Source organism: Shewanella psychrophila (genome assembly GCF_002005305.1).
GTDB lineage: Bacteria > Pseudomonadota > Gammaproteobacteria > Enterobacterales > Shewanellaceae > Shewanella > Shewanella psychrophila.
Window position 1 is genome coordinate 2,478,122 of the sequence record NZ_CP014782.1, and the last position, 23,317, is coordinate 2,501,438.

Sequence of the window (23,317 nt, forward strand, 5' to 3'; positions counted from 1 at the left end):
GCGCTCTCGACATCGAACTAAAAAGAATTACTTTAAGGGTCAACAATGAATCCTACGACAACAAATGAAAAGCTTTCTCCATGGCCTTGGTCGGTAACCGATGCCAACATCAATTTTGATGTGAACACCATGGAGCAGCAACTTAAAGATTTCAGCCGTGGCTGTTATGTCATTAACCACAGCGAGAAAGGTGTGGGTATCGCTCAAGATGCAACGATTGCATCAACCAAAGGTACTAACGGTAACGCGCATCCAGTCAGTGCTTTCGCACCAGCACTTGGTACAGAGAGCTTAGGCGACAGTAACTTCCGCCGCGTTCACGGTGTTAAGTACGCCTACTACGCTGGCGCCATGGCTAACGGTATCTCATCTGAAGAGTTAGTGATAGCCTTAGGTCAAGCGGGCATTTTATGTTCATTTGGCGCAGCGGGTCTTATTCCCAGCCGCGTAGAAGCTGCAATTAATCGCATTCAAAAGGCGCTGCCAAATGGCCCGTACATGTTTAACCTTATCCATAGCCCAAGCGAGCCAGCATTAGAGCGTGGCAGCGTTGAGCTATTTATTAAGCATAAGGTACGTACAGTTGAAGCATCAGCTTTCCTTGGCCTTACACCACAAATCGTCTACTACCGCGCAGCAGGTCTTAGCCGTGATAGCCATGGCAATATCATTATTGCTAACAAGGTTATCGCTAAAGTCAGCCGCACCGAAGTGGCTGAAAAATTCATGATGCCAGCGCCAGCTAAGATGCTACAGAAATTGGTCGATGATGGATCCATCACCCCTGAGCAGATGGAACTAGCACAGCTTGTGCCTATGAGCGACGACATCACAGCCGAAGCCGACTCTGGCGGGCACACAGATAACCGTCCATTAGTGACGCTTCTGCCGACAATTCTGGCATTAAAAGAAGAGATCCAGGCCAAATATCAATACGACACACCGATCCGTGTCGGTTGTGGCGGCGGTGTGGGCACACCAGATGCAGCACTGGCTACCTTCAACATGGGCGCTGCTTATATCGTTACAGGTTCAGTCAATCAAGCCTGCGTCGAAGCCGGAGCCAGTGAGCACACTCGCAAGCTACTGGCAAACACTGAGATGGCCGATGTGACCATGGCTCCTGCGGCAGACATGTTCGAAATGGGCGTCAAGCTTCAAGTAGTCAAGCGCGGTACGCTTTTCCCAATGCGAGCTAATAAGCTATATGAGCTTTACACACGTTACGACTCTATCGAAGCGATTCCAGCAGCTGAGCGTGAGAAACTTGAGAAGCAAGTTTTCCGCTCAACACTTGATGAGATCTGGGCAGGTACAGTAGCGCACTTCAATGAACGTGACCCTAAGCAGATCGAGCGCGCCGAGGGCAACCCTAAGCGTAAGATGGCACTGATCTTCCGCTGGTACTTAGGGCTATCAAGTCGCTGGTCAAACTCTGGCGAAGTCGGCCGTGAGATGGATTATCAAATCTGGGCAGGCCCAGCACTGGGCGCATTTAACCAGTGGGCGAAAGACAGTTACTTAGATAACTATCAAGACCGTAACGCCGTCGATGTAGCCAAGCACCTGATGTATGGTGCTGCTTATCTTAACCGCGTTAACAGCCTCACCTCACAAGGTGTGAAGTTACCGACTCAGCTATTGCGCTGGAAGCCAAGCCAGAGAATGGCTTAAGGGCAGTTTCGAGGGAAAGCAGCTGCGAGGAAGAGTCAGCCCTAAGCGGTTCTTGTAAAGAGTCATCCTTGAGCGGATTTTATAAAAAGACAGCCCTGAGCGGTTCTTAGAAATAGCAAAGCCACCGAGCACACTTATTCAAACTAAGTGGTTCTGGTGGCTTTTTGTTTTCTATCACTGGCTGGGTTAGCCTCTCCAATAAAGAGATGGCTATACTCTCTTTTCGCTTAACGTAAACAAAATACAATCTAGCCATCGGTGACAATTAGCCACACCTTATCGTCGTTTACGTTCAAGGTGGTCACAATAAGTCTTTAACTCTATAGGGAAATCTGCATTCACAACTTTGCTATCTTGGTTATTTACTGTTTATTTTAATAAGAGTTAAGCCAGTTCCCCTCCCACCATTAACATATCTACTGAGCCGAACTGTTAAGTTCATATCTGCCACAAGCCTAAAAAAGATGGTTTTCTTTACAGTTGGTCTAGATGCAATGGACTCTGTAAAAATGATCCCCGTATAAGATGTCACCAAACCCGTTACGATATGGAACTGTATGCTCTTTAAAAAAGTATTTTTCGCCCTTTATAGTAAGTTGAATATCTTTACCTAGATTGTATGGGCGACCATCTAAGTCTCGAATATGGCTGTACCAAGTCCGAGAATTTATCGTGTTAAATTCAGCTGAGAATCCGATAGGAATCGTTCTTTCGAGCACCCCCCCAGTTTTCACTGCCATAAGGTTGATAGTAGGCCTGCGCAACAACTTTTTCATTGCAGCGATTTTCTATATGGATATAAACTTTCTTCGTTGTTTTGAAATCAACAGCTTCAAATAGCTTCACTTTATCTGGACGTTTCGAAATAATATAATTTATATCTTCAATAACCTTATTTGAAAACAGTACAGCTTCACCAATTTCGCCATTCATAGAAGAGGTCGAAACGATGCCTACGACGTGATGAGTTGACTCTGGCGTTTCAATTATTACACCCGCGCCACTTGCGCCAGAATAGACTCTGCAGTTGATTTGACCTATAAACGGTTTATATTTTTTTAGTTCGCACTTCTGGTGCCAGAGAGTATTGCCTTCCTTATCTCCGGGGTAACTTAATAAGGTGACGGGGACTTTCTGTTCGATTAATACTTTATCTTGAGAAACCGGTTCTATGTAGCCAAATTGCTTACCTGAACCTTTTCGGTTTTTACTACTCATTACTCTCAAAATTGCTAAATCAGTTTTTTGGGTGTCGTTATTGAGTGAAACTGTGCCATTAGGAAATTGCAGAACATTCTTATAATCTTCGAGAGTATATTGCTTATGAATCCACCCCTCTTCTATAAAAACTCTCGTTCGTTGTTGTCGACCTTTTCCGAGGTACTGAGGAATAAATTCGATATTAAGAACTGGTGCAGCTCTAAGATGATCAAAAACACAGTGTGCTGCAGTCATAATATAGTCCTCTGCGATAAGTACCGCAGAGCACCTTACTTCTATATTTTTACTAAAGCGATTTCTTGTAATGATCAAGCTACCAACACTTGAAGCATGTGAATAATCATCAATATCTTTGACTTGAACTCGTAGATTTTCATTTTCTTTATCTACTGAAAAGCTTTCACCAACACTGTACTGACAAATAAAAAATAAGCACAACGATATTGTAATTTTTAATAATTTCATAACTTTCACTATTTACTAATGCTCAACCTACCGAGGTCAGCTTGATAGATTGCCCAATCATGAACTTCCTTCAACTTGATTTTTGCAACTGACATTGAAATAAAAAATGCTAACGGAGTTAGTAAATATAATAACGGTGAACTGCCCAGTAAAGCGCATCCAACTATATGGGCTAATGCCCCTATAGCACCAACGGGCAACCTGTGTTTGTGCCGATATGTTCTACCTACAAAACGTGAAAAAATACCTATGACTGTTGGTGGGAGGGCTAGCAATAAAATAAAGTGGCCACCAATAAGCGCAAATACAAAGTACAAAAGCATAGCAGGTAAAGCACCTATTAGAGCTCCGAAGATTGCACCTTTAGGGTTTTCATTTTGACTAATTTCTGCATAGGCCTCTTCCATTTCCTCTTGCTTATATCTCACGGTACCACTCCCAAACGTCACATACACCGTTACAAAGATGACAACAGAAAAAACATAAAGGCAACATCACCTCAATCAATTAACAACAAGGAACAACTATTCAATGAACTGGATAAATCATCTGATGAGTGAGTAACCTCCGCCAAAAAGCTCCATCTGTATTAGAAAAAATAAATCGAGCCAAAGAATAAATCGGAAAACAAAAAAGACAGGACAGCCATATCTTTTCTCAAACGAATCAAGCCGTGAGGTGGATTACCAGATCTGGGCAGGCCCAGCACTAGGTGCATTCAATCAGTGGACTGAAGACTGTTGCTTAGATAACTACCAAGACCGTAACGCCGTCGATGTGGCCAAGCATCTGATGTACGACGCTGCTTATCTTAACCGCGTTAACAGCCTCACCTCACAAGGTGTGAAGCTGCCAACTCAGTTATTGCGCTGGAAGCCGACTCAGAGAATAGTTTAGGCCAAGAAGCTACGAGGGAAAAGCAGTTTCGAGTTGCGAGGAAAGCATCAAAAATGTCAGCCTTGAGCGGTTCTTAGAAAAAATAAGCGGTAAGCTTTAAGTTCACAGCTGAAAATAAAAAGCCATCAAGCACATCTAGTTTAGATCTAGAGCTGCCGATGGCTTTTTAGTTATAAAGACTAATACCAATTGGTATTAGTCAGTTGAAGCTAGAAGTTAAAGTTAACTTTTGCCGTATAGGTCCTACCGTCGAAACCATATGGCAATGCGCGAACCGGATACTTGAATGCTTGATTAGTAATAAAATCGAGTGATTCATTGGCTCCTAATTCGTCTGGAGTGATATCGAAGATATTATTGATACCGGCAGAGAAGCTCAGAGACTCAGTGAACTGGTATTCAATATTGATATCAACCAAAACAGCCGCTTCCACTATGCTGGTGGGCAAAAATGACCCTGTTGGCGATAGCTCGTCGGGTAAACCAATATGATCATTCCCAAAATAGGTGACGTTGGTTTCTCCGAAGTAGTTAGCTCTGATCATACCGCGCCAATCATTCTTATTGTAATCGAAGGTTAAGGTCGCACGCTCTTTAGGCTGACCATCGGTTAAAAAGCTGCGCTGGAGATCATCGAGTGCCACATCTTCAGGTATTCCTTCGGCCGCATTAACACTGTCTATCTCAGTTTCATTAAGGTTACCCGCCAGTGTGGCATTGAAGTCACCTTCGAACATTTCGGTCCTATAGGTCACAATCAGATCTAAGCCTTGGGTCGTCGAATTGACCGAATTAGAGAAGTAGTTAGCCTGATCAGCCCCGGTAGCATTTAATGCCGCCACGGCTTCAGGGCTAAAGGCAACATCTTCGGCTGTAAGTAAGCTGCCCAAAGTGATCCTGTCTTTAATCTTAACCTTATAAGCATCTAAGGTGACCGAGATATCTTCTGTCGCATTAAAAACAAAACCAAGGCTTAAGTTTTCAGAGGATTCGAGCTCTAAGCTCTCAACACCTAATGCCGACGGGAAAGCAGAACCAGCTGTGGCGGTGAATGAATCGGACAGGACTCCCCCAGGACCTAAGTTAGTCGTATAGGCAGTATAAGCACTTTGCTGCAGAGACGGCGCTCTAAAGCCAGTAGATACAGCGCCGCGAAAAGCAAAGTCATCGGTGACTTCATAGCGAGATGATACTTTCCACACCAGATCACTACCCGCATCTGAAAAATCTTCGAATCTAGCCGCCGTCCCCAAAGACCATACATCCGTTAATTGAGTCTCAAGGTCAAGATAGAAGGCATAGCTATTACGATCGGCTTTACCCGCAGCATCAGGCCTCAACCCCGGGTATGCCTGAAAACCACAACCAGCATACACATCCGGATCCATCACCGATGGGAAAGCGCTGTCAGCATTAGACATACCACAGGAATAGGATGCCAATTCACCCGCAACGATTTCATAGTTTTCGCTACGGTATTCGGTGCCGAACGCGACATATAGAGGCTCATCCCAACCGATATCGACAAAGCCGTTAATGTCGGCATTCAATGTCGTCTGATCGAAACGAAAGCCACCGGAATAACCCGATGTAGGACCTGAGTTAGCGGCAATATCTGCATCGCTGGCGCTAGGATTATTATAAAGATATTCGGCAGCATAGGACGCATTGATGCTATTTCTGGAATCAAAGTCATAACGGTTTTGACCATAAACACCAGAGACATCAAACTGCCAGTCATCATTGATGTCACCACGGACGCCTGCGGCGACAGAGATGTCCTGTGTTTCATTATAAATACGCGGCAAAAAGCCATCAGGGTACACTTGAGCAATGTTTTTAGACGCCTCATTGAAGTTTCTCCAAAAGCCATTGCCTAATGCCGTACGATTTGAATAACCACCAAAAGAGTAAAGCTCCACATCCCCCACTGGCATCATGGCATTATAGAAAACCGACTGAAATTCAGAGGCAGCATTACCTTGCCCCCAACGAACATCATCAGACAGAGTGCCTGAAGCGATAGTCGATGAACCACCAATGTCGGGTTGGGCGCGATTAGTGCCATCGTCATCTCGATATTCTAAAGACAAGTTGATAAAACCGCCGTCATCACCAAGATCAAACCCGGTATTGAGTCCGACAGAATAGTTGTCACCATCACCTTCCCCCGTAGTACCTCCTTGCAAGTAACCCGATGTCTCACCTGTGGTGTCCTTGAGTGATAGGTTTATCACACCGGCTATGGCATCTGAGCCATATTGCGCCGCGGCGCCATCGCGTAGTACCTGTACATCTTTAAGGGCGATAAGTGGAATTGCATTCATGTCGGTACCTGCAGCGCCAGCACCAACTGTACCGTTGAGGCCAAAAATAGCCTGATTATGGCGACGCTTACCATTGATTAACACTAAGGTTTGATCCGGCTGAAGCCCCCGCAATGTAGCCGGACGAAACAGATCTGAGCCATCAGATACTTGAGTTCGACTGAAATTGAATGATGGGACACTCGCCTGCAGGCTCTGACCTAATTCAGTAAACCCGCCCCGGCTGAGGCTTTCTGCGCTGATAATGTCGACGGGAACAGCAGATTCAGTAGCCGTACGACTAGAAACTCGGCTACCTAACACGGATATTTTTTCTACGTTCGCATCCAGTTGTTCTACTGCGACTGTTTCAGCGTAAAGGTTGGTACTCATTAAAGCTAAAGTAATTGCTAGCGCTAAACCATCTGGTTGAAATCTTGTTTTTTTCATACTACTTCCATTTTTTATTATAAGGTCTCAAGCGCTCAATTTATTTAATCAGTTCAAAAGACTATTTATCGATGAATATCATCCTTTTTCTACCCACCAAAACTCGACTAGGTCTCAAGAAACTTATGCACTTTAAGTAGATATAATGTCAACAGGTTTATCACAAAAACAAACAAATGACACATTGCCACAACATAAGATTCATTAAGTAGTGACTCTACCGATGATACAAATACTAAAAAACCATCGAAGGTAGAGCTAATTTCATACTAGGCTCCTCCCATATAACCCTCAAAATTCATTCAGATATCCCACAATGTGGCAGTTCAAATTATAGACAGCCCAAAAAAACCACTATATGTTGAGATCTAAGCTGACAGTTGTGACAGCTTTTTCTAAATATTTGGCTTAATAAAAACAGGAACGTTGGCGTTAAAAATAGATAAATAAAAACAATTGCACAGCAACCAGAAAGGAGTCGAAGTAGACATGAGTACATCACCTAAGAATAGTGACTTATTATACGGACTGCATGATCGTCCCGAACCATTAAAAGCCTTATTTGCCGCTTTTCAGCATATCTTGGCCAGTTTTGTCGGCATTACCACCCCAGCATTGATCATCGGTGGTGTTCTCGGTTTAGGCAGTGAACTGCCTTACCTTATTTCCATGGCCCTATTTGTTTCCGGTGTGGGCACATTTATACAAGCAAAGCGCTTCGGTCCGGTTGGTTCGGGTCTATTGTGTGTTCAGGGAACGAGTTTTGCTTTTCTAAGTGCTGTTTTAGCTGCAGGCTTTATTGTCAAAAACAGAGGGGGAAGTTCAGAAGATATTTTAGCCATGATTTTCGGGGTTTGTTTCTTTGCTTCGTTTGTAGAGATGTTTTTAAGCAGAATCATTCATAAACTTCAACATGTCATAACTCCTGTCGTTACAGGCATAGTTATCACCACTATCGGTTTATCCTTAATAAAAGTCGGCATGACAGATATTGCAGGGGGATTTGGTAACGAAGAGATAGGAGCTGCCAAGTATCTGATTGTTGGTGGAGTGACCTTAGCCACCATTATTGCTATTAATCGTTTTAGCAATCCAGTGCTACGTCTATCCGGTATCATGATCGGTATGCTAGTGGGTTATGTTACCGCTTTTTTTATGGGGATGGTAAATTTTCACATACCAGATGTGCCCATAATTTCAGTACCACTCCCTTTTAAATATGGATTTAATTTTGATTTCGCTGCGTTTATTCCGGTGGCTATTATCTCTGTGGTCACCGCCATTGAAACAACCGGTGATTTGACGGCAAACTCTATGGTTTCTAAAGAACCAACTCAAGGTCCGCTTTATATTAAGCGTATTAAAGGCGGAGTGTTAGGCGATGGCGTAAACTCTTGTTTGGCAGCGACATTTGGTAGCTTTCCTATGTCGACATTCAGTCAGAACAATGGTGTGATCCAGCTCACTGGAGTTGCCAGTCGCTATATTGCGTTTTATATCGCAGGCTTGTTTGTTTTGCTAGGACTATTTCCGGTTATTGGCGCGGTTTTACAAACATTGCCTAAGCCAGTTTTAGGAGGAGCCACATTAGTTATGTTTGGTACTGTTGCATCGGCAGGGATTCGAATTTTAGCGACGGCTAAACTGGATCGTCGTGACCTTCTTATCATGGCAGTCTCTTTTGGCTTAGGTCTTGGTGTCATTGCAGTGCCAGAGGTAACAAACTCTTTCTCACCCCTATTTAAAAGTATATTCAGCTCATCTGTTACTGTTGCGGGGATATCAGCTATTTTAATGAGTTTGATTATTCCTCAAGAAAAAAATAAACAAGTACAGGAAAACACATCAGAACAACTCATTGATGATAAAGAAGCAAATACAGCTTAACTCATTGGCCTTAAATCTAGTCTGAGATGAAGTTCGATTAAGAGGTTGAAGTATTTAAACCTCTTAAGTCATTATTTGAAGTGGAGTCGTCACCTTAAAAGGGCTGAACAAGGTAGGGGTTCAATCTGCTAACTGAGTACTTTCCAGCTCATCGGCTGCAATAGCTCTAAAGTTGATCCCCCCTTGGGCGACACTGATTTCCGTATTACAGCTTACTGGTGATTGGTCTATTTTCTCACATCGATTAAACTCAATCTTGTAGGCTTTATTGTTGATGGCATCAGCGAGTTCTGCACAGCTCATAGGATTAAGTGCCTGTTCTTTAAAGCAAAGCTTCTGTTTATATTGCTCGCCTTCTTTACCAGCAACAAGGTATTCCCAGTCATCTCCCCAAGAATCGATACTTAAGGTGTGCTCAACACCATGAATATTTACTTTTATTTGCGGGCCAATTTTAATTCCGTAGTCTAAGTGATTAATCGCATAGACTCTTAGATAGCAAGCTGTGACATCACTTTCAAGCGCATCCTCATCAACCACCACTTATGGGTAGAAGAAGGCTCTAAACTGACTTCAGTCACTGTATCAACTTGAAACGTCACATCTTTCTGACAACCAGCTACAAAAACCACCATCAACACTAGCGTAACAACCCCAGGATTAATCATAACAAGGCGACTCTATTGTAATTATTTGTATCGGAGAATAACAGAAACTGATGATGATACTCTAAAGATTACATTTACTTACAAAGTGTCATAATTACCTGCACATTCTACATAAAGTGATTTTTTTAGTGAATAGATTCACAGTTATGAATATTGAAAGGGAATGACTCGGATTTGATGATGAACGTAAGTTAGATAAACCAAAATTATTTTTTAAAAACCAGTAAATACTACTTTATGAGTAACCAAAAGAGAAGGTTCTCCCTAGATTACTCATCTTTGCGGCTTAATTAATCGCTTGAATTGTTATTTTATGTAAGATTTCGCTAGGTAGCAGAGGCGTTGGTTCATGGTTAGCATATTCATCGAACCCTGCACGGTAATAATCGGATAAAGGATGACCAGACTGACCACCAGGTATCACCATGATGGCCTGAGACTCGAGTCCAGGCTGTACGATAAAACGCTGAGATGCACCAAAAGTACTTCTCTGTACCGCAGGCATAAAGCTATCACCAAAACCAGCCACGGTTGGCATGTCTAGCAAAGAACTTAGCAGCGGCATCTGCTTGCTGAAGGGATGCTGTATCTTAAGGACATTGACCTTGCCCCATGTAAGATCTGCTAGCAAGCCGGCATCACTGTGCTTATCTAGTAATTCCTGAGTAGAGTCAGAGTAAGCCTGAATAGCAAACTTATCCCAACTTGAATACTGTTCGGGAAGCCAAGAATCAGGCTTATCTTCGAGCAGTTGCCACATGGCAGGCTCCAGATAACGTTTAACTGGAGATAGAGACACATTTATCTCTTTCAAACCTGTCTCTAAGGGAGCGAAGCTTGCGTCGAGCAACTTAGCCCTAAAGCTGCGCACTAAGGTATAACCGACAGAATCAGCACAGGCACATGCCTGCCAATCCCTGATAAATTGAATATCTTTGGCAAATCTGACGGGTTCTAGTGAAAGCAAGTTAATCAGATAATCATGCCAAGGCATTAAAAACTTGGCTTCATTATCTAACTGCAATCGATAAAAGTCCTGCTCGGTAAACTGCTCCGACTCGAATAGCCTGTCACGGATCTGCTGACTTCTGGCGCCTAGCGCATAACCACCATCACCGAAGCGGCTGGATTGCTCTGCCGATATCACACGGGAGTTGGCCGACCACAGCCGTCCGTGCTCAGGATTCAGTACTTGTGGCAGCTCTGTCTCATCTATCCCCCACAGTGCTCCTTGAAAGCTGTCTGGTAATTGCGCCACATTAGCAGGATTCGTCCTTGATGGCACCGCTCCGGCGGGTTTCCAGGCGGCGTTACCTTCACTGTCAACCAGCATCAAGTTTTGTACCGGGATCCCAAATGTCGTCGCCAGTGCTAATCCCTCTTTTACACTCTCAACCGCTTCCAATTCCATCAGCTCCATATCGACGGCATAATCTTGGTGTGCGACCCAAGAAAGTGCATAGTCTTGTCCATTTACATGCTTAACCGGACCAAATTTGGATAACTGAATCGGATATTCGACACTCGAATGATCGCCCGGAAGTTTCATTAACTCTATTTCTGTAGCTAACGGCTCATTTTTATCGATTGCTACCCAATCTGCGGTATCTATATAGGCATTGGTAAACCCCCAAGCAACCTTATTATTTGTCCCCACAACAATAGCTGGCGCACCAGGCAATGACACACCAGTAACTTGTATAGGTTCACCGGTATCTGATGGGTAATTCAATTGAGCACGATACCAGATGATAGGAACCGCAAATGACAGATGCATATCATCGGATAACATGGCCCGTCCACTCTCAGTCAGCTCTCCGGTTACAGCCCAATTATTACTACCGATATCAACGGGTTCCTCAATGGTACTAATTAACGCTGTCGCTAACAGTCGAGGCTCAAGTGCAGGAATCAATACCTCCTGTGAAGGAAGCAGACTGGAATCTAGCGCCGCTTGATAAGGGCTATTTTGTGTCACGAAAGCCAGCATCTGCTCACCATACAGGCCTTGTATCTGAGTCAAAGCCATGTCTCGCTTTGGAGTATTGCCTTGCAGGTCTAGGTACATGCTATAGATCACAAGCAAACTATCGGCGGGTCGCCACGTTTGTGGGCTTGCCACTGTGAGCAGATATTCGAAAGAGCTAACACTTTGCTCTGCTACCGCTGCATTGACCCCATTGGCATAGGCCTGTAACAGCAGTTTTTGTTTTGGCTCCATCTTAGCGACTGTATTCTCGGCTCGTTTCCTCAATTGATGAAAACGGCGAGACTTATCTAGCTTAAGCGCCTTGTAGCCGAAGATCTCAGCTAGCTCACCCGCTGAATTACGCCTCAACAGATCCATCTGAAAGAATCTATCTTGCCCATGTGCAAAACCCAGAGCATAGGCCACATCTTGACGATTATCTCCTTTGATAACCGCTGTACCTAATCTGTCTCTTTCTATAGTCACAGATTCAAATAGATGGCCGCTGCGAAACTGTCCAGAAAGCTTAGGCAGGCTCAGATATAGTCCAAAATATACTGTCGAGATCAGAATGAAAATCAGAGAAAGGGTAGAAACCAGGAGTATTTTTATTATTTTAGTCATCAAGCATCGTCATAATATCCATCATCATGACGATGACTATAACCTAAGTTACACTCATGTTAACTAAAACAATTTAACATTAGAATAATTGCACCAACTTAATATAATAGCGATGAGCATAAACAGACATAAAGCAGAACTCAGGAACTAATCTCCTTGGAAAAGCATTACATGCACTGAGCCAATGCGCCCTTCTTCGTCGCCGCCATGACACAGCCTCGTTCACTATCCGTAGCCGCCTTACAATCCGCCATTAAGGTCTTATGATCAGGCGCCATACTGCCAAGCACCTTCTTAGCATGCTTAACCACTTCAGTACATTTTCCCACCGGAACGGGATCATAGTTAGTGCAGCCACTGAGTATTAAAAAAAGAATAACCGTAAAGAACAAGGTAATACGATTAACTTTATCGACAGTTGAGAACTTAGGCATGAATATTCCTTGATCGCTAAACTTGAGTAACTAACCTTCTATTAAACCTTGTCAGTAAGAAAATAAAACTAGAAAACTGACTTAAAAAAGGCACTTAGAAATAGTAGAAGATAAACTTGGATTTTGCACATTTTGTATTAACCCTTTGCTCCATTAGAATAGCCGCTTCTAACAATAGAATGATCAATGGCAAGGCTGACAATATGGCTAAACCCAACAAGAAAGGCCCGACACGTACTGTCGATATCTTCTGTGCTAAGTGCAAAACCCAGCTATTCAAATATCGCAAGGGAGGCAAAGGGGCTTTAGTGAAGTGCTTCAAGGAGCGAATCGTCGAAGACTTCACTCAAACGCCCTGCATCTGCCCAAATTGTGGACGAGAGTTCGCCAGAAATACCTTAGTAAGAGGCACGCCTGCATTTAAGATGATAGGTGGAAAAGTGACATTTAAATGAACTAGCAACTCCCATTCAATAGCCATATTATTTTCTTCTTAATGTAAAATGAGCAGCTGATTGTTTGTTGATTTATAGCACTATACTTTTTCTAGTTTTTTTATCAAAAAATCAAGGAATGCCCTGACATGTGGTTTAGGGTATTGAGCGGCTTTATAGATAGCAAAGATTTCACCACTGCCTTCCTCCCAATGATTCACAAGCCAGCGAAGTAAAAGTTCAACTAGATCTTTACTTTCAAGGTCAGACTTTACCATCCCCAAAATAGCAAATAACCCCGCTCCCCTTTAAAACAGCAGTTAACAAGGCTTCACCTGTCTTTTGATTAGAAAGAGCACCTAATCCCTCCCTTTGGTAAAAAAATCAACCTCGTTACACACAGGTGTAACAATTTACTACAACCTTAATTTCTTAGCCATGAACCAGGGAGTGTTCTAAAACTCTTAGCTTCTCCCATTCAAAAAATAATTACTTCAACATTTTGTTATACAAAGAAAAACAATAACCAGACAAATTAATTTTATAAGCTTTCAATTAACGGTTCGTATTTTTATCAAGTCCCCATCTACGTAAAGTCTCTCGCGCTTCTTAAACTGTATCCTAAATTTAAATTTCCCCTCAAACAGGAGAAACAACTTAAACCATTGACTTAATTGAATTAGACGATATTTAAGTGTAGATATGAAGTGCAAATATTTCGTTACGCATTTATTAATATGAACAAATGTGTCCACAATTGACTAAGTGTAACAAATCTGTAGATTAAAGGTTTAGTTAAAGTGGGAGCTTTAACTTAAAAACACAAAACTCAATGCAACTATAAAATTGAGTACAAACATAACTAAGGGAATGAATATGATACCAGTAAGCAGTTTAACAAAAGCTGTACGGGTGGCGTTACTCGCGACTACGAGTACTGCGCTACTAACAAGCACTAGCTTATATGCAGCAGAAGAAGAAAAAGTAATTGAACGAATCGAAGTTACCGGTTCAAAAATTAAACGTATTGGTGATCTATCTCCAACACCTGTTACCGTGATAACTGGTGCTGATATGATGAAAATGGGGATCACCAATGTCGCGGATATCCTGAACAAACTGCCATCTTCTACTGTTGGTATCTCTCCAGAAACCTCTAACAATACAATTTTTGCAAACGGTTTAAACCAAACTAATTTACGTGGTTTAGGAAGTGATAGGACTCTAGTTCTGGTTAATGGTCGACGTTTTGTAGCCGGTTCTAATGGCAGTTCGGCTGTCGATTTAAACACTATCCCGACAGCAATGGTCTCAAGAATCGAGGTCATTACAGGTGGCGCATCAGCAGTTTACGGTTCTGACGCCATCGCTGGTGTAATTAACATCATCACACGTAAAGACGTTGATGGTGTCGAATTAGATGTATCTTATACTCAGCCTGAGCAAAGCGGTGGCGAAGAAAGTCAGTTCTCTCTTACTGCAGGGGGAAATTATCTGAATGATAAGCTGTCTACAGTATTTAACTTTACATATGCGGAACAAAAAGAGTTACGTAACACAGACCGTGACTTTTTAGATAATCCAGTTAACAGTATTTATAACCCAGCGTGGGACTCGTCTTTAGAAAATGGTACGCCTGCACGTATCCCATATATTGGCCGTAAGCCATTATCTTGGATCAACGAGCCTGGTACTTTCTTTGCTAATGATGGTGGTCAATATACCTTCGACAGTAATGGTGCAATGAAGGTATTTGATTATGGTGAAGGATTAATCGAAGGACCAGGTAATAACGGTAACTATTGTGGCCCAAGCTGTGAAGGCTATGACCCTCTTGATTATGGTCTAGTAAGAACACCACTCGAACGTATGGTCTTTACCCTAAACACAGATTATGAAATCAATGATGATCATAAGATCTTTACTGAAATTACGTATGTAGATTATCAGTCTAATGGTGAAAGTACGCCAGTATTCCATACGAGTAACAAAATTGAAGCAGATAACGCATTCCTTCCAGAGGATACACGTCAGCTCATGACTGATACAGGAATGGATTCCTTGAACCTATATCGTATTGATACCGAGTTTGGAAATCGTACCTATAACCAAGATCGTGAAACATTAAGATTCTTAGTCGGTATTGAGGGCGCGATTACTGATGAGTGGGAATATTCACTCCATGCTCAGCGTGGCCAGCTAAAAGAAACAACACTTTGGGGCGGTGAGATCTGGGCAGATCGTTACAATCAAGCTAAAGATGCAGTCTTTGCTGATGACGGCAGTATAGTTTGCCGTGATGCCGATGCAAGAGCAGATGGCTGTGTACCGTTAAACCTTCTAGGCGTTAATCAGGCTAGCCAAGACTCTATCGATTGGGTAAGCACAAGTGCAGGTCAAACGGCAAAAACAACCCAAACAACTGCAGGCTTAGTTGTCAACGGAGCTTTATTTGACGTGCCTGCAGGCTATGTAAGTGCAGCATTTAGCGCTGACTACCGCAAAGAAGAGTCAGAAACTAAACCGGATCAAGCACTGATTGACGGCACCATCTTTGGTAATAACTCAATGCCAATGAAGGGTGAATACGATGTTACTGAATTAGCTGCAGAATTTAGTATTCCACTGCTATCAGATATGTTCCTTGCCCATGACTTGGGTCTTGATCTTGCTTATCGCTGGATGGATTACAGCACGGCTGGAACCGATGATGCTTGGAAAATAGGTCTAAACTGGTCTCCAATTGAAGACTTGAGATTCCGTGCAACTAAGTCTAAGTCAGTTCGTGCTCCTAACATTGGTGAACTATTTGACCCAGGTGGACAAACATTTGAAAGCTTTAAAGATGTCTGTGATGCGATCAATGTCGAGTTAGGGCCTGATGGAAATCGTAAGAAGAACTGTCAAGCGGCAGGCCTTCCTCAAGACTGGAACCCAAGCGCTGAGTGGTATCAGAGTAATACTCCAGGTGTTAATGCTGGTAATCCTGATCTGAAACCTGAAACATCAAATGACTATACAATTGGTATGGTATACACGCCTAATTATCTTGAAGGCTTTTCACTAACCGTTGACTATTGGGCATTTGAAATATCAGATGCGATTAACAATATCGACGTAGATGTAGCTGTCCGATACTGTTATGACTCTGTATCTCTAGACAATATTTATTGTGACCTATTTACTCGAGATACTACGACGGGCAATATTGTAGACTTCCTTCAAGCACCTGTTAACTCTGCTTCATTCGATGTTAAGGGGGTAGATATTGAAACTCAATATAATATTCCAACTGATAGTTTCGGTGATTTCAACATTCACCTAATTGCCACTTATCTCGAACAATGGGAAACAAACCCAACAGGCTTTGCTGAAGATTTGCAGGTTGATGTGGGTGAATATACAGATCCACGCTGGAAGGCGATGTTTAGTTTAGGCTGGAAGTACGATGCACTTAGCTTAGAAGCTAGGTCTAACTACCGTCACTCATCTGTTGCAGACAATGAATGGAAACCAGAAAACAACAATTATAACGATATTCCTTCACATACGGTATGGGACTTTACTGGTTCGTATGATTTCAATGAATCACTTACTTTACGCTTCGGTGTGAAAAATGCATTTGATATTGCACCACCACGTAATCCTTATGTTTATGATGGAGATGGTTATTATGACACTCAAGGACGTGCATTCTTCCTTGGTGCGAATTATAGACTTTAGTCAATAAACTAGTTAAATAAAAAGGAGCACAGATACCTGTGCTCCTTTTTATTTTTTAACTTAATTTTTTTATCAAAAAATCAAGGAATGCCCTGACATGTGGTTTAGGGTATTGAGCGGCTTTATAGATAGCAAAGATTTCACCACTGCCTTCCTCCCAATGATTCACCGTCCAACCTGGTAAAACTTCCACTAGCTGGCCACTTTCTATATAAGATTTAACCATCCACTCAGACAAGAGCAGCACACCGCAGTCCTTAAGCGCAGCAGTGAGTAAAGGCGAGCCCCCTTTTGAAATAAAATTACCCTTAACAGAGATTTTTTGTTGGGCTTTCCCCTTAGCAAAAAACCAATGATTCCTCTGTCTCTCTTGACTGATAAGCAAGCAATTATGTTCATGTAGATCTGATGGCAGTGTGATCGGCGGTCGATGATTTAGATAGGTTGGAGACGCTGTCAATAAAGTAGGATGATTCAACAACTTTCTCGCTTTTAAACCACTATCTTGAGGAACACCTATACGAATAGCGAGATCCACATTTTCGCTATAAAGATCCACCAGCTTATTGTCGAGATCAAGCTCAATTTTTATATCCGGGTACATCTGCAGAAACTCTGGAATAATAGGCGCTAAGCAAAGGTTACCGAAACTTTCGAACACAGATATTCTTAACATTCCCTGAGGCGTATCTTGAGCCCCTCTCATCTCAGCCAGCAAAACATCGGTGTCTTCGACTAACTTTCCCGACTGCTTATAAAAGTAGTCCCCTTCTTCGGTCAAAACCAACTGGCGAGTACTCCTCTTAAATAACGTAGTTTTAAGTTGAGCTTCTAGACTGTCGATATTACGTGCAATGGAAGAAGGCGCCATATGCAAGACCTTAGCAGCCTGAGAAAAACTTCCCGAATCGACAACCTGATGAAATACCTTAATCTGTTCTAGCATCTTTGCACTCCTCCGCACTGACTAAACTAGCTTTGCAAAATACGCAAAACTGTTTCAGTTTATACACCTATTCAGTTAATTATTCGAATTATGCACAATGATGTCATCCCAATAAAGCAGCCTAAAACTTAAATAAAGGACAAAAGATGACGAGTCGTATTGATATCGCCCAAACACAACCCGCCGCATTAACCGCCATGATGTCAGTTGAAAACTATCTGGCAGACACCACATTATCTAGTGCACTAAAAGAACTGATTAAGATACGCGCCTCTATGCTTAATCAATGCGCCTATTGCATTCAAATACATACTGAAGTGGCTTTAAAAGTAGGCATATCACAACAGAAATTATTTGCAGTATCCGCCTGGAAGGAATCACCACTGTTTGATAATACTGAGCGGTCAGTACTCGACCTCGTCGATGAACTCACTCATGTCTCACACCAAGGTTTAACTGATGACACCTATCAAACCTGTCTTGAATTGTTAGGTGAGGAACAGATCGCTCAAGTCATAATGCAAGTCATCATGATAAATGCCTGGAACCGCTTTGCAATAGCGACGAAAATGCAGCATAAATAATATAACTCAGCCTAATCCTTAGATAGTATTGATGAGCTCAGCGACTCAATGGAAAACTCCAATACCATTATGAAACTGAGCTTTACGCTAACCATTTATTGCTACTCGGTTAATGTTCAATAGAGAAAACCCACAGATATATTGCTCACTAACTCATTTACTTTAACTTCCACTATCATAATCAATGTCACTTGTACCGTTTGCTAAGGCAAGCAGTACAAGTTCACATCTTGGCTATTCTCCATTAAACAGGTCTATGGCACTTCGGCTCATGGCTCTTACTCCTGTGCTGATAGTCACAGGGTAATCAGGGGCAAATTTACTTGAATGAAGTGACGGTAAGCTTTCACCGGAAGCTACGCTCGCTTCATACTGTTTCGGTTCTACCGCGCCAAGCCAGAATATAGTAATGGGACGCTTCTCACTCGTGCGTCCATAAAGACCAAAATCTTCACCAGCCATCACAGGATCCGCTTTTACCACATTAGCTTTGCCTATTTCAGCCTCAATGCTCGCTTGAACAGAAGTCGCTAATTCAGGGTTATTATAGGTAGAAGGGATAGTCTCATCCTCATGAACATAGACCACTGGCATTAAAGATTCTGGCACACCAGCACTCATGGCAATGCCCTTTGTCATCCGTTTGATGGCGGCTATCTGTTGCTCACGCACTTGAGGATTATAGGATCGCAAAGTGAGCTGCAATTTCACTTCATTAGAGATGATATTGTGTTTAGAGCCACCATGGATAGAGCCTACAGTAATGACATTTGGCTCAAGCGGTGATATTTCACGGCTCGGTATCGTCTGCAGCGCCATCACAGTGCGGGCGGCGAGTACCACAGGGTCGATAGTAGTATGAGGATAGGCGCCATGGCCTCCCTTACCTTTAACGGTAATATCCACCGAATCTACATTAGCTAAGGCGTAGCCTGGTGCGATAGCGACTTTACCTGCAGGGACTGACGCACTCACATGTAATCCTAAAACATAGTCTGGTGTCGGAAATTCAGTAAATAAGCCCTGTGCTAACATGGCTTTCGCGCCGCCACCCACTTCTTCAGCTGGTTGCGCTACCATCATCAAAGTCCCTTGCCAATCGCTCTTATGTTTAACAAGCTGCTCGGCAGTGCCGATTAAGCTAGTCATATGAATATCATGGCCACAGCCATGCATGATGCCAACAGTCTTATTATCGGCATCAATTGTGGTTACAGTGGACGCATAGGGCTTTCCTGTTTGCTCTATGATTGGCAAAGCATCGATATCGGCACGGATCATCACTGTCGGACCCTCACCATTTTTGAATATGCCCACGACGCCATACCCGCCATAATTATCCGTCACCTCAAAGCCCAGTGCCGAAAGCTCCTTCGCCATTCTCTGTCCGGTCGCTTTCTCTTGATAGGAAAGCTCCGGGTGTTGATGAAGATGTAAATAGAGTTTCTCAAGGCTTGGCAAAGATTTACTTACAGATTGTGCTAATGAAGAGTCAAACTTGCTGGCTTGAACAGCAGAAGCGCTTGCCATCATAGTTACAAGGGCAAGTGACAGACAGATTTTAGTGAGTTTCATAAGCTTCTTCTTTTTATTTATGGCTAAGTTAACAATCTAAACACATAAACTAGCATAGAAAAATCAATAATCTGAACTGAATTGAAACCGATAGATTGAAATAGAAGAGTTAAAACAATTTAAAAACAATACCAGTTGCATTAAAAGTTTGACCATCCAGCGGGAGTACAAAGCCTTGTAGGCAGGCGGAGGATTGAAGCTAATAGCTATTAGCCCACAACGAAGCTTAAAGGTCTTTGAAAGCCGTACTACGTGAGCGTCTCGGGCTTCCCACTTCTGCTTTGCACTGGCTCAAAAGGGAATAACCATTTATTCACCAATGCGCCTTGAATTGAAAAGCCTGAGTCGCTCTGAATTGGTCAAATACTTAGTGCAATTGGTATAATAAAAAGCGCAGCCCTAAGGCTGTAATGCCGATCACTTAGTCACTATTTTGCATACATAATCACTTTTTATTCACTTTCTGAATTAACGGAATTTGTGTAGCAATCATTGACTAACAGCAGAACGAGTAAGGGCTACAGCCAGATTTAGATTAAATCCCCTGTAGCCCTTATTTTATCAATATTTTTTCTTAACTTACCGGCATTAGCCCTAAGGCTGCGCTTTCAAAGCTCAATGATCAAATTGACGAGCTCGTAGCTCGTCATTAAGCCTAAAGCTTACAATTGATAGTTAAAGGTCAGCTTGGCATTACGTTCCTCGCCAGGCATACCGCCCAGGAACATCGCCTTATTGTAATACACCTCATTGAACAGGTTGTTGACGTTTAGCTGTAGCTTCCAGCTATCCGCTTGATAGCTGATGGCCGAATCAAATACCGTATAACTCGGCACATAACCATCAGGAATACCGAATGAACTAGAATTAGTACTGCGATCATCGACGTATTTTGCACCAAGGCTTATCTCAATTGGGCTAGAGAGTGTAAACAAGTCGGCACCATAGGTCAGCCAAGCACTGGCAGTAACATAAGGAACCCCTTTTTGACGAGTATCATAACTGCTGCGATTGGGATCCTTCTTATCACGCGCATCTTGGTAAACACCGTTAACGTTGATCATCCACTGCTCATTAAGGTGAGCATTCATGTCTAACTCGACACCTGTGGTCTCTTCCTTGCCATCATAGAAGTTTTTCGGCACGTTTGGCCCTGAAACATCTTCGTCATAATCTGGATTTGAGTATTGAAGATTAGTGCGTGAACTCTTAAAGAACACCAAAGAGGTCAGCATCTGATCATCAAATGCCTTGATACGCATACCTAAGTCATCACTGATAGACTCAGAGTCCAGTCTGTCCGAACCATCTCCTTTGATACCACCTAACATGCTGTAAGCTGTACGACCTTTAGAGTGATTAACGAAGAATGACAAGTCGTCGGTCGGCATATAGGTCACACCTAAGTTATAGGTGATGCCATCATCACTGGTATCCGCTTCAGGCGTTGGTTCAGCAGCACTGGCGCGATATCTTTCATCGACACCGAAGTGCTCATAACTTTGTTTAATCTCGTTAAACGCCACGCCGATACGTGTAGTAAAGCCGTAACCGAAATAGCCGACATGTTGCAGACCTACGCCCCAGGCACTCACCTTCTTATTGTAGTTACTGGTCATCAGAGGGTCGTGATCTTCAAATGAACCTTCAGCCCAATTTGGATTACGTATGTCATAGATGTAAGGCAACTGCCCCTGATAGATGACATCGCCAGCCTTATTCTTTATGACCTTATCAGCATCATAAATGGAGTACTGTTTGAAACGAATATCACGATCTTCGAAATTTGCATTAACTAAAAGCTCATTGTCGATACCGGCAAGTTCGAAATCATATCTCAAATCGGCAAAATACTGCCAAGAGGTTTCATCTGCAGAAACCTGACGGTACTCCTGACGGCGAGCTGCAAACGGGTAAAGCACACCATCTTCAAGCAATGGCGCACGAGGATCTGCATTGATAGTACCCTTGCGATCCCAATATACATAGTTATAGGCACCAGTTTGACGGGCAAAGCCTGAGGTGTAATCACGATATTGCAGCTGCTGGTTTAAGAATACATTTTCATTGAGGAAGATGTTATGAGTCAGCTTAAATCTCAACTCTTCACCTTCGTTGTCTTTAGCCATTGGCGAGATAATCCCGTTATGACCAAACTCATAAGGAGTTAAGCCATCGCTGGCAGCCAATGAATCGGCGAGTTGCTGGCGCTGTTCATCGGTAAGTTGAATACCATTACCTTCAGGATCGTTTATTAAGTCTTCCCAGCCCGCTTGGCCAGCCGTTTTTCCACCAACAGATTCTGCGTTATAGATGCGTATTGGGTGACCGATAGAGTCAACGGCAATGGCATCCTTGATATAGGAAGCCGATATCATCAAGTCCTGACTGTCGTCGAACACATATTTTAATGAGGTATAGACTTCATCACGATCGGTTCCGATATCACGGTAACCATCACTGCGAGCCGTTTTAGCTACAAGGCGATAGGCTAGCTTATCACTCAATCCACCAGTGCTATCCAGACTCAGTGCATAGCTATCCCATTGCCCAAGCTCGATACCTATATCGTGGCGACTCTCGAATTCTGGCTTCTTCTCGATAAGGTTAATCACGCCACCAGCGCTGCCCATGCCATACAAGCCTGTCGCAGGACCTTTCAAGACTTCTACCGATTCAACATTAGTCAATGAGCGTGTTGGATTAAAAGTGTTGCCAAGACCTGCACCACCATACATACCGTCATAGGTATAGTTGGCACCCAAGCCACGGATCACTAAATTATCACCGATACCATAGTTGTTACCTGCTTGGGTCACACCACTGATGTTGCGAACCAAATCTTGCAGGTTATTCACGCCTTGAGCATTGATCAGCTCTTCATCAACGATGACGACAGCCGCAGGTGTTTCCATTAACGACATATCTGATTTTGTCGCTAAACCTGAATTCATGACCACTTGGTTTTGTCTTCCATAGACAGTGATACGCTCTACATCCTTGTTTTTCAGCTCTTCTGCTTGCACTTTTTCTGGTGCTTTAGTCTGATCATTAGCAGAAGCAAGCCCAGGTAAAAATGCTGATGCGCAAGTGACAGCAAGTAGTGAAAAACGAAATTGTTGCATCGATATTATCCCCCATTAGTATTATCCGACGGAATGATAATGATTATCGATAGCATTACAACGTTAATTTCACACATCCACACAAAAATGCGACCCTTGTATCCATTGCGACGGGGATTTTACAAAGTAAATGTCGATGAAGTTAAGAGTATGCTTTAAATTTACTCAGAGGCTTATTGAGGAATTAACTTAGGTGACTGTCGCGGGAGACTTTATCTCAACGCATAAACTGATGGCTTTACACTTTCATTGGCGGTATACACTAAACGTAAAAAGCTTGGCATAAAAATGCCAAGCTAAAGGATTATCTAAGACTAAATTAACCTTTAAAACTG

At 42.8% G+C, this 23,317-nt stretch carries 14 protein-coding genes and 1 pseudogene; 6 read left to right on the plus strand and 9 right to left on the minus strand.

Translation table 11 applies throughout. The annotated features are described in order from the left end of the window. Positions 1-45: 45 nt before the first annotated feature. The gene (gene pfaD / locus sps_RS10750) at positions 46-1,674 is read left to right on the plus strand and encodes an eicosapentaenoate synthase subunit PfaD (RefSeq protein ID WP_077752522.1); all 1,629 of its coding nucleotides are present in this window, start codon (positions 46-48) and stop codon (positions 1,672-1,674) included. Between the two features lie 681 nt (positions 1,675-2,355). Here pfaD and sps_RS10755 read toward each other — a convergent pair. Beyond that, positions 2,356-3,360 carry a trypsin-like serine peptidase gene (locus sps_RS10755; RefSeq protein ID WP_077752523.1) on the minus strand — a complete coding sequence of 335 codons (1,005 nt, stop codon included), beginning with the start codon at positions 3,358-3,360 and terminating at the stop codon, positions 2,356-2,358. An 8-nt stretch (positions 3,361-3,368) separates the two neighbouring features. Continuing rightward, positions 3,369-3,788: a hypothetical protein gene (locus sps_RS10760; protein ID WP_077752524.1), complete on the minus strand. Its 420-nt coding sequence runs from the start codon at positions 3,786-3,788 to the stop codon at positions 3,369-3,371. 229 nt (positions 3,789-4,017) lie between these two features. Between sps_RS10760 and sps_RS10765 the strand changes: the two are divergent. Further along, positions 4,018-4,257: pseudogene (locus sps_RS10765) on the plus strand (2-nitropropane dioxygenase); the annotation flags it as partial. Between the two features lie 209 nt (positions 4,258-4,466). Here the strand turns inward: sps_RS10765 and sps_RS10770 are convergent. After that, positions 4,467-6,956, minus strand: coding sequence for a TonB-dependent receptor plug domain-containing protein (locus tag sps_RS10770; protein WP_237158105.1), 2,490 nt, complete (start codon positions 6,954-6,956; stop codon positions 4,467-4,469). 546 nt (positions 6,957-7,502) lie between these two features. Here sps_RS10770 and sps_RS10775 point away from each other — a divergent pair. Next, positions 7,503-8,900, plus strand: a complete 1,398-nt coding sequence (locus tag sps_RS10775) for a uracil-xanthine permease family protein (protein WP_077752526.1) — start codon at positions 7,503-7,505, stop codon at positions 8,898-8,900. A 120-nt stretch (positions 8,901-9,020) separates the two neighbouring features. On the opposite strand, the gene sps_RS10780 is transcribed toward sps_RS10775, so the two are convergent. The 3 genes from sps_RS10780 to sps_RS10790 all read right to left on the minus strand — a co-directional run bounded on the left by sps_RS10780 (position 9,021) and on the right by sps_RS10790 (position 12,595). Next, positions 9,021-9,440, minus strand: a complete 420-nt coding sequence (locus tag sps_RS10780; RefSeq protein ID WP_169915742.1) for a hypothetical protein — start codon at positions 9,438-9,440, stop codon at positions 9,021-9,023. 414 nt (positions 9,441-9,854) lie between these two features. After that, a complete protein-coding gene (locus sps_RS10785; RefSeq protein ID WP_077752528.1) occupies positions 9,855-12,161 on the minus strand; it encodes a penicillin acylase family protein in 2,307 nt (768 codons plus the stop codon). Positions 12,162-12,328: 167 nt separating this feature from the next. Beyond that, complete coding sequence (locus sps_RS10790; protein ID WP_077752529.1) at positions 12,329-12,595, minus strand: hypothetical protein; 267 nt, start codon at positions 12,593-12,595, stop codon at positions 12,329-12,331. 203 nt (positions 12,596-12,798) lie between these two features. Between sps_RS10790 and sps_RS10795 the strand changes: the two genes are divergently transcribed. After that, on the plus strand, positions 12,799-13,050 hold the full coding sequence (locus sps_RS10795) for a hypothetical protein (RefSeq protein ID WP_077755642.1): 252 nt from the start codon (positions 12,799-12,801) through the stop codon (positions 13,048-13,050). Positions 13,051-13,905: 855 nt separating this feature from the next. Continuing rightward, the gene (locus sps_RS10800; protein ID WP_077752530.1) at positions 13,906-16,752 is read left to right on the plus strand and encodes a TonB-dependent receptor domain-containing protein; all 2,847 of its coding nucleotides are present in this window, start codon (positions 13,906-13,908) and stop codon (positions 16,750-16,752) included. Positions 16,753-16,807: 55 nt separating this feature from the next. On the opposite strand, the gene sps_RS10805 is transcribed toward sps_RS10800, so the two are convergent. Next, positions 16,808-17,698 carry a LysR family transcriptional regulator gene (locus sps_RS10805; protein ID WP_077752531.1) on the minus strand — a complete coding sequence of 297 codons (891 nt, stop codon included), beginning with the start codon at positions 17,696-17,698 and terminating at the stop codon, positions 16,808-16,810. Positions 17,699-17,844: 146 nt separating this feature from the next. On the opposite strand from sps_RS10805, the gene sps_RS10810 reads away from it, so the two are divergent. Next, complete coding sequence (locus sps_RS10810; RefSeq protein WP_077752532.1) at positions 17,845-18,282, plus strand: carboxymuconolactone decarboxylase family protein; 438 nt, start codon at positions 17,845-17,847, stop codon at positions 18,280-18,282. A gap of 234 nt (positions 18,283-18,516) precedes the next feature. On the opposite strand, the gene sps_RS10815 is transcribed toward sps_RS10810, so the two are convergent. After that, the gene (locus sps_RS10815; protein WP_077752533.1) at positions 18,517-19,857 is read right to left on the minus strand and encodes a M20 metallopeptidase family protein; all 1,341 of its coding nucleotides are present in this window, start codon (positions 19,855-19,857) and stop codon (positions 18,517-18,519) included. 662 nt (positions 19,858-20,519) lie between these two features. After that, positions 20,520-22,982, minus strand: coding sequence for a TonB-dependent receptor (locus tag sps_RS10820; RefSeq protein WP_077752534.1), 2,463 nt, complete (start codon positions 22,980-22,982; stop codon positions 20,520-20,522). Between the last annotated feature and the right edge of the window lie 335 nt (positions 22,983-23,317).

Coding starts and splice junctions, on each gene's coding strand:
- pfaD (WP_077752522.1), top strand. CDS start 46: ATGAATCCTACGACAACAAATGAAAAGCTTTCTCCATGGCCTTGGTCG.
- sps_RS10755 (WP_077752523.1), bottom strand. CDS start 3,360: ATGAAATTATTAAAAATTACAATATCGTTGTGCTTATTTTTTATTTGT.
- sps_RS10770 (WP_237158105.1), bottom strand. CDS start 6,956: ATGAGTACCAACCTTTACGCTGAAACAGTCGCAGTAGAACAACTGGAT.
- sps_RS10775 (WP_077752526.1), top strand. CDS start 7,503: ATGAGTACATCACCTAAGAATAGTGACTTATTATACGGACTGCATGAT.
- sps_RS10785 (WP_077752528.1), bottom strand. CDS start 12,161: ATGACTAAAATAATAAAAATACTCCTGGTTTCTACCCTTTCTCTGATT.
- sps_RS10790 (WP_077752529.1), bottom strand. CDS start 12,595: ATGCCTAAGTTCTCAACTGTCGATAAAGTTAATCGTATTACCTTGTTC.
- sps_RS10795 (WP_077755642.1), top strand. CDS start 12,799: ATGGCTAAACCCAACAAGAAAGGCCCGACACGTACTGTCGATATCTTC.
- sps_RS10800 (WP_077752530.1), top strand. CDS start 13,906: ATGATACCAGTAAGCAGTTTAACAAAAGCTGTACGGGTGGCGTTACTC.
- sps_RS10805 (WP_077752531.1), bottom strand. CDS start 17,698: ATGCTAGAACAGATTAAGGTATTTCATCAGGTTGTCGATTCGGGAAGT.
- sps_RS10810 (WP_077752532.1), top strand. CDS start 17,845: ATGACGAGTCGTATTGATATCGCCCAAACACAACCCGCCGCATTAACC.
- sps_RS10815 (WP_077752533.1), bottom strand. CDS start 19,857: ATGAAACTCACTAAAATCTGTCTGTCACTTGCCCTTGTAACTATGATG.
- sps_RS10820 (WP_077752534.1), bottom strand. CDS start 22,982: ATGCAACAATTTCGTTTTTCACTACTTGCTGTCACTTGCGCATCAGCA.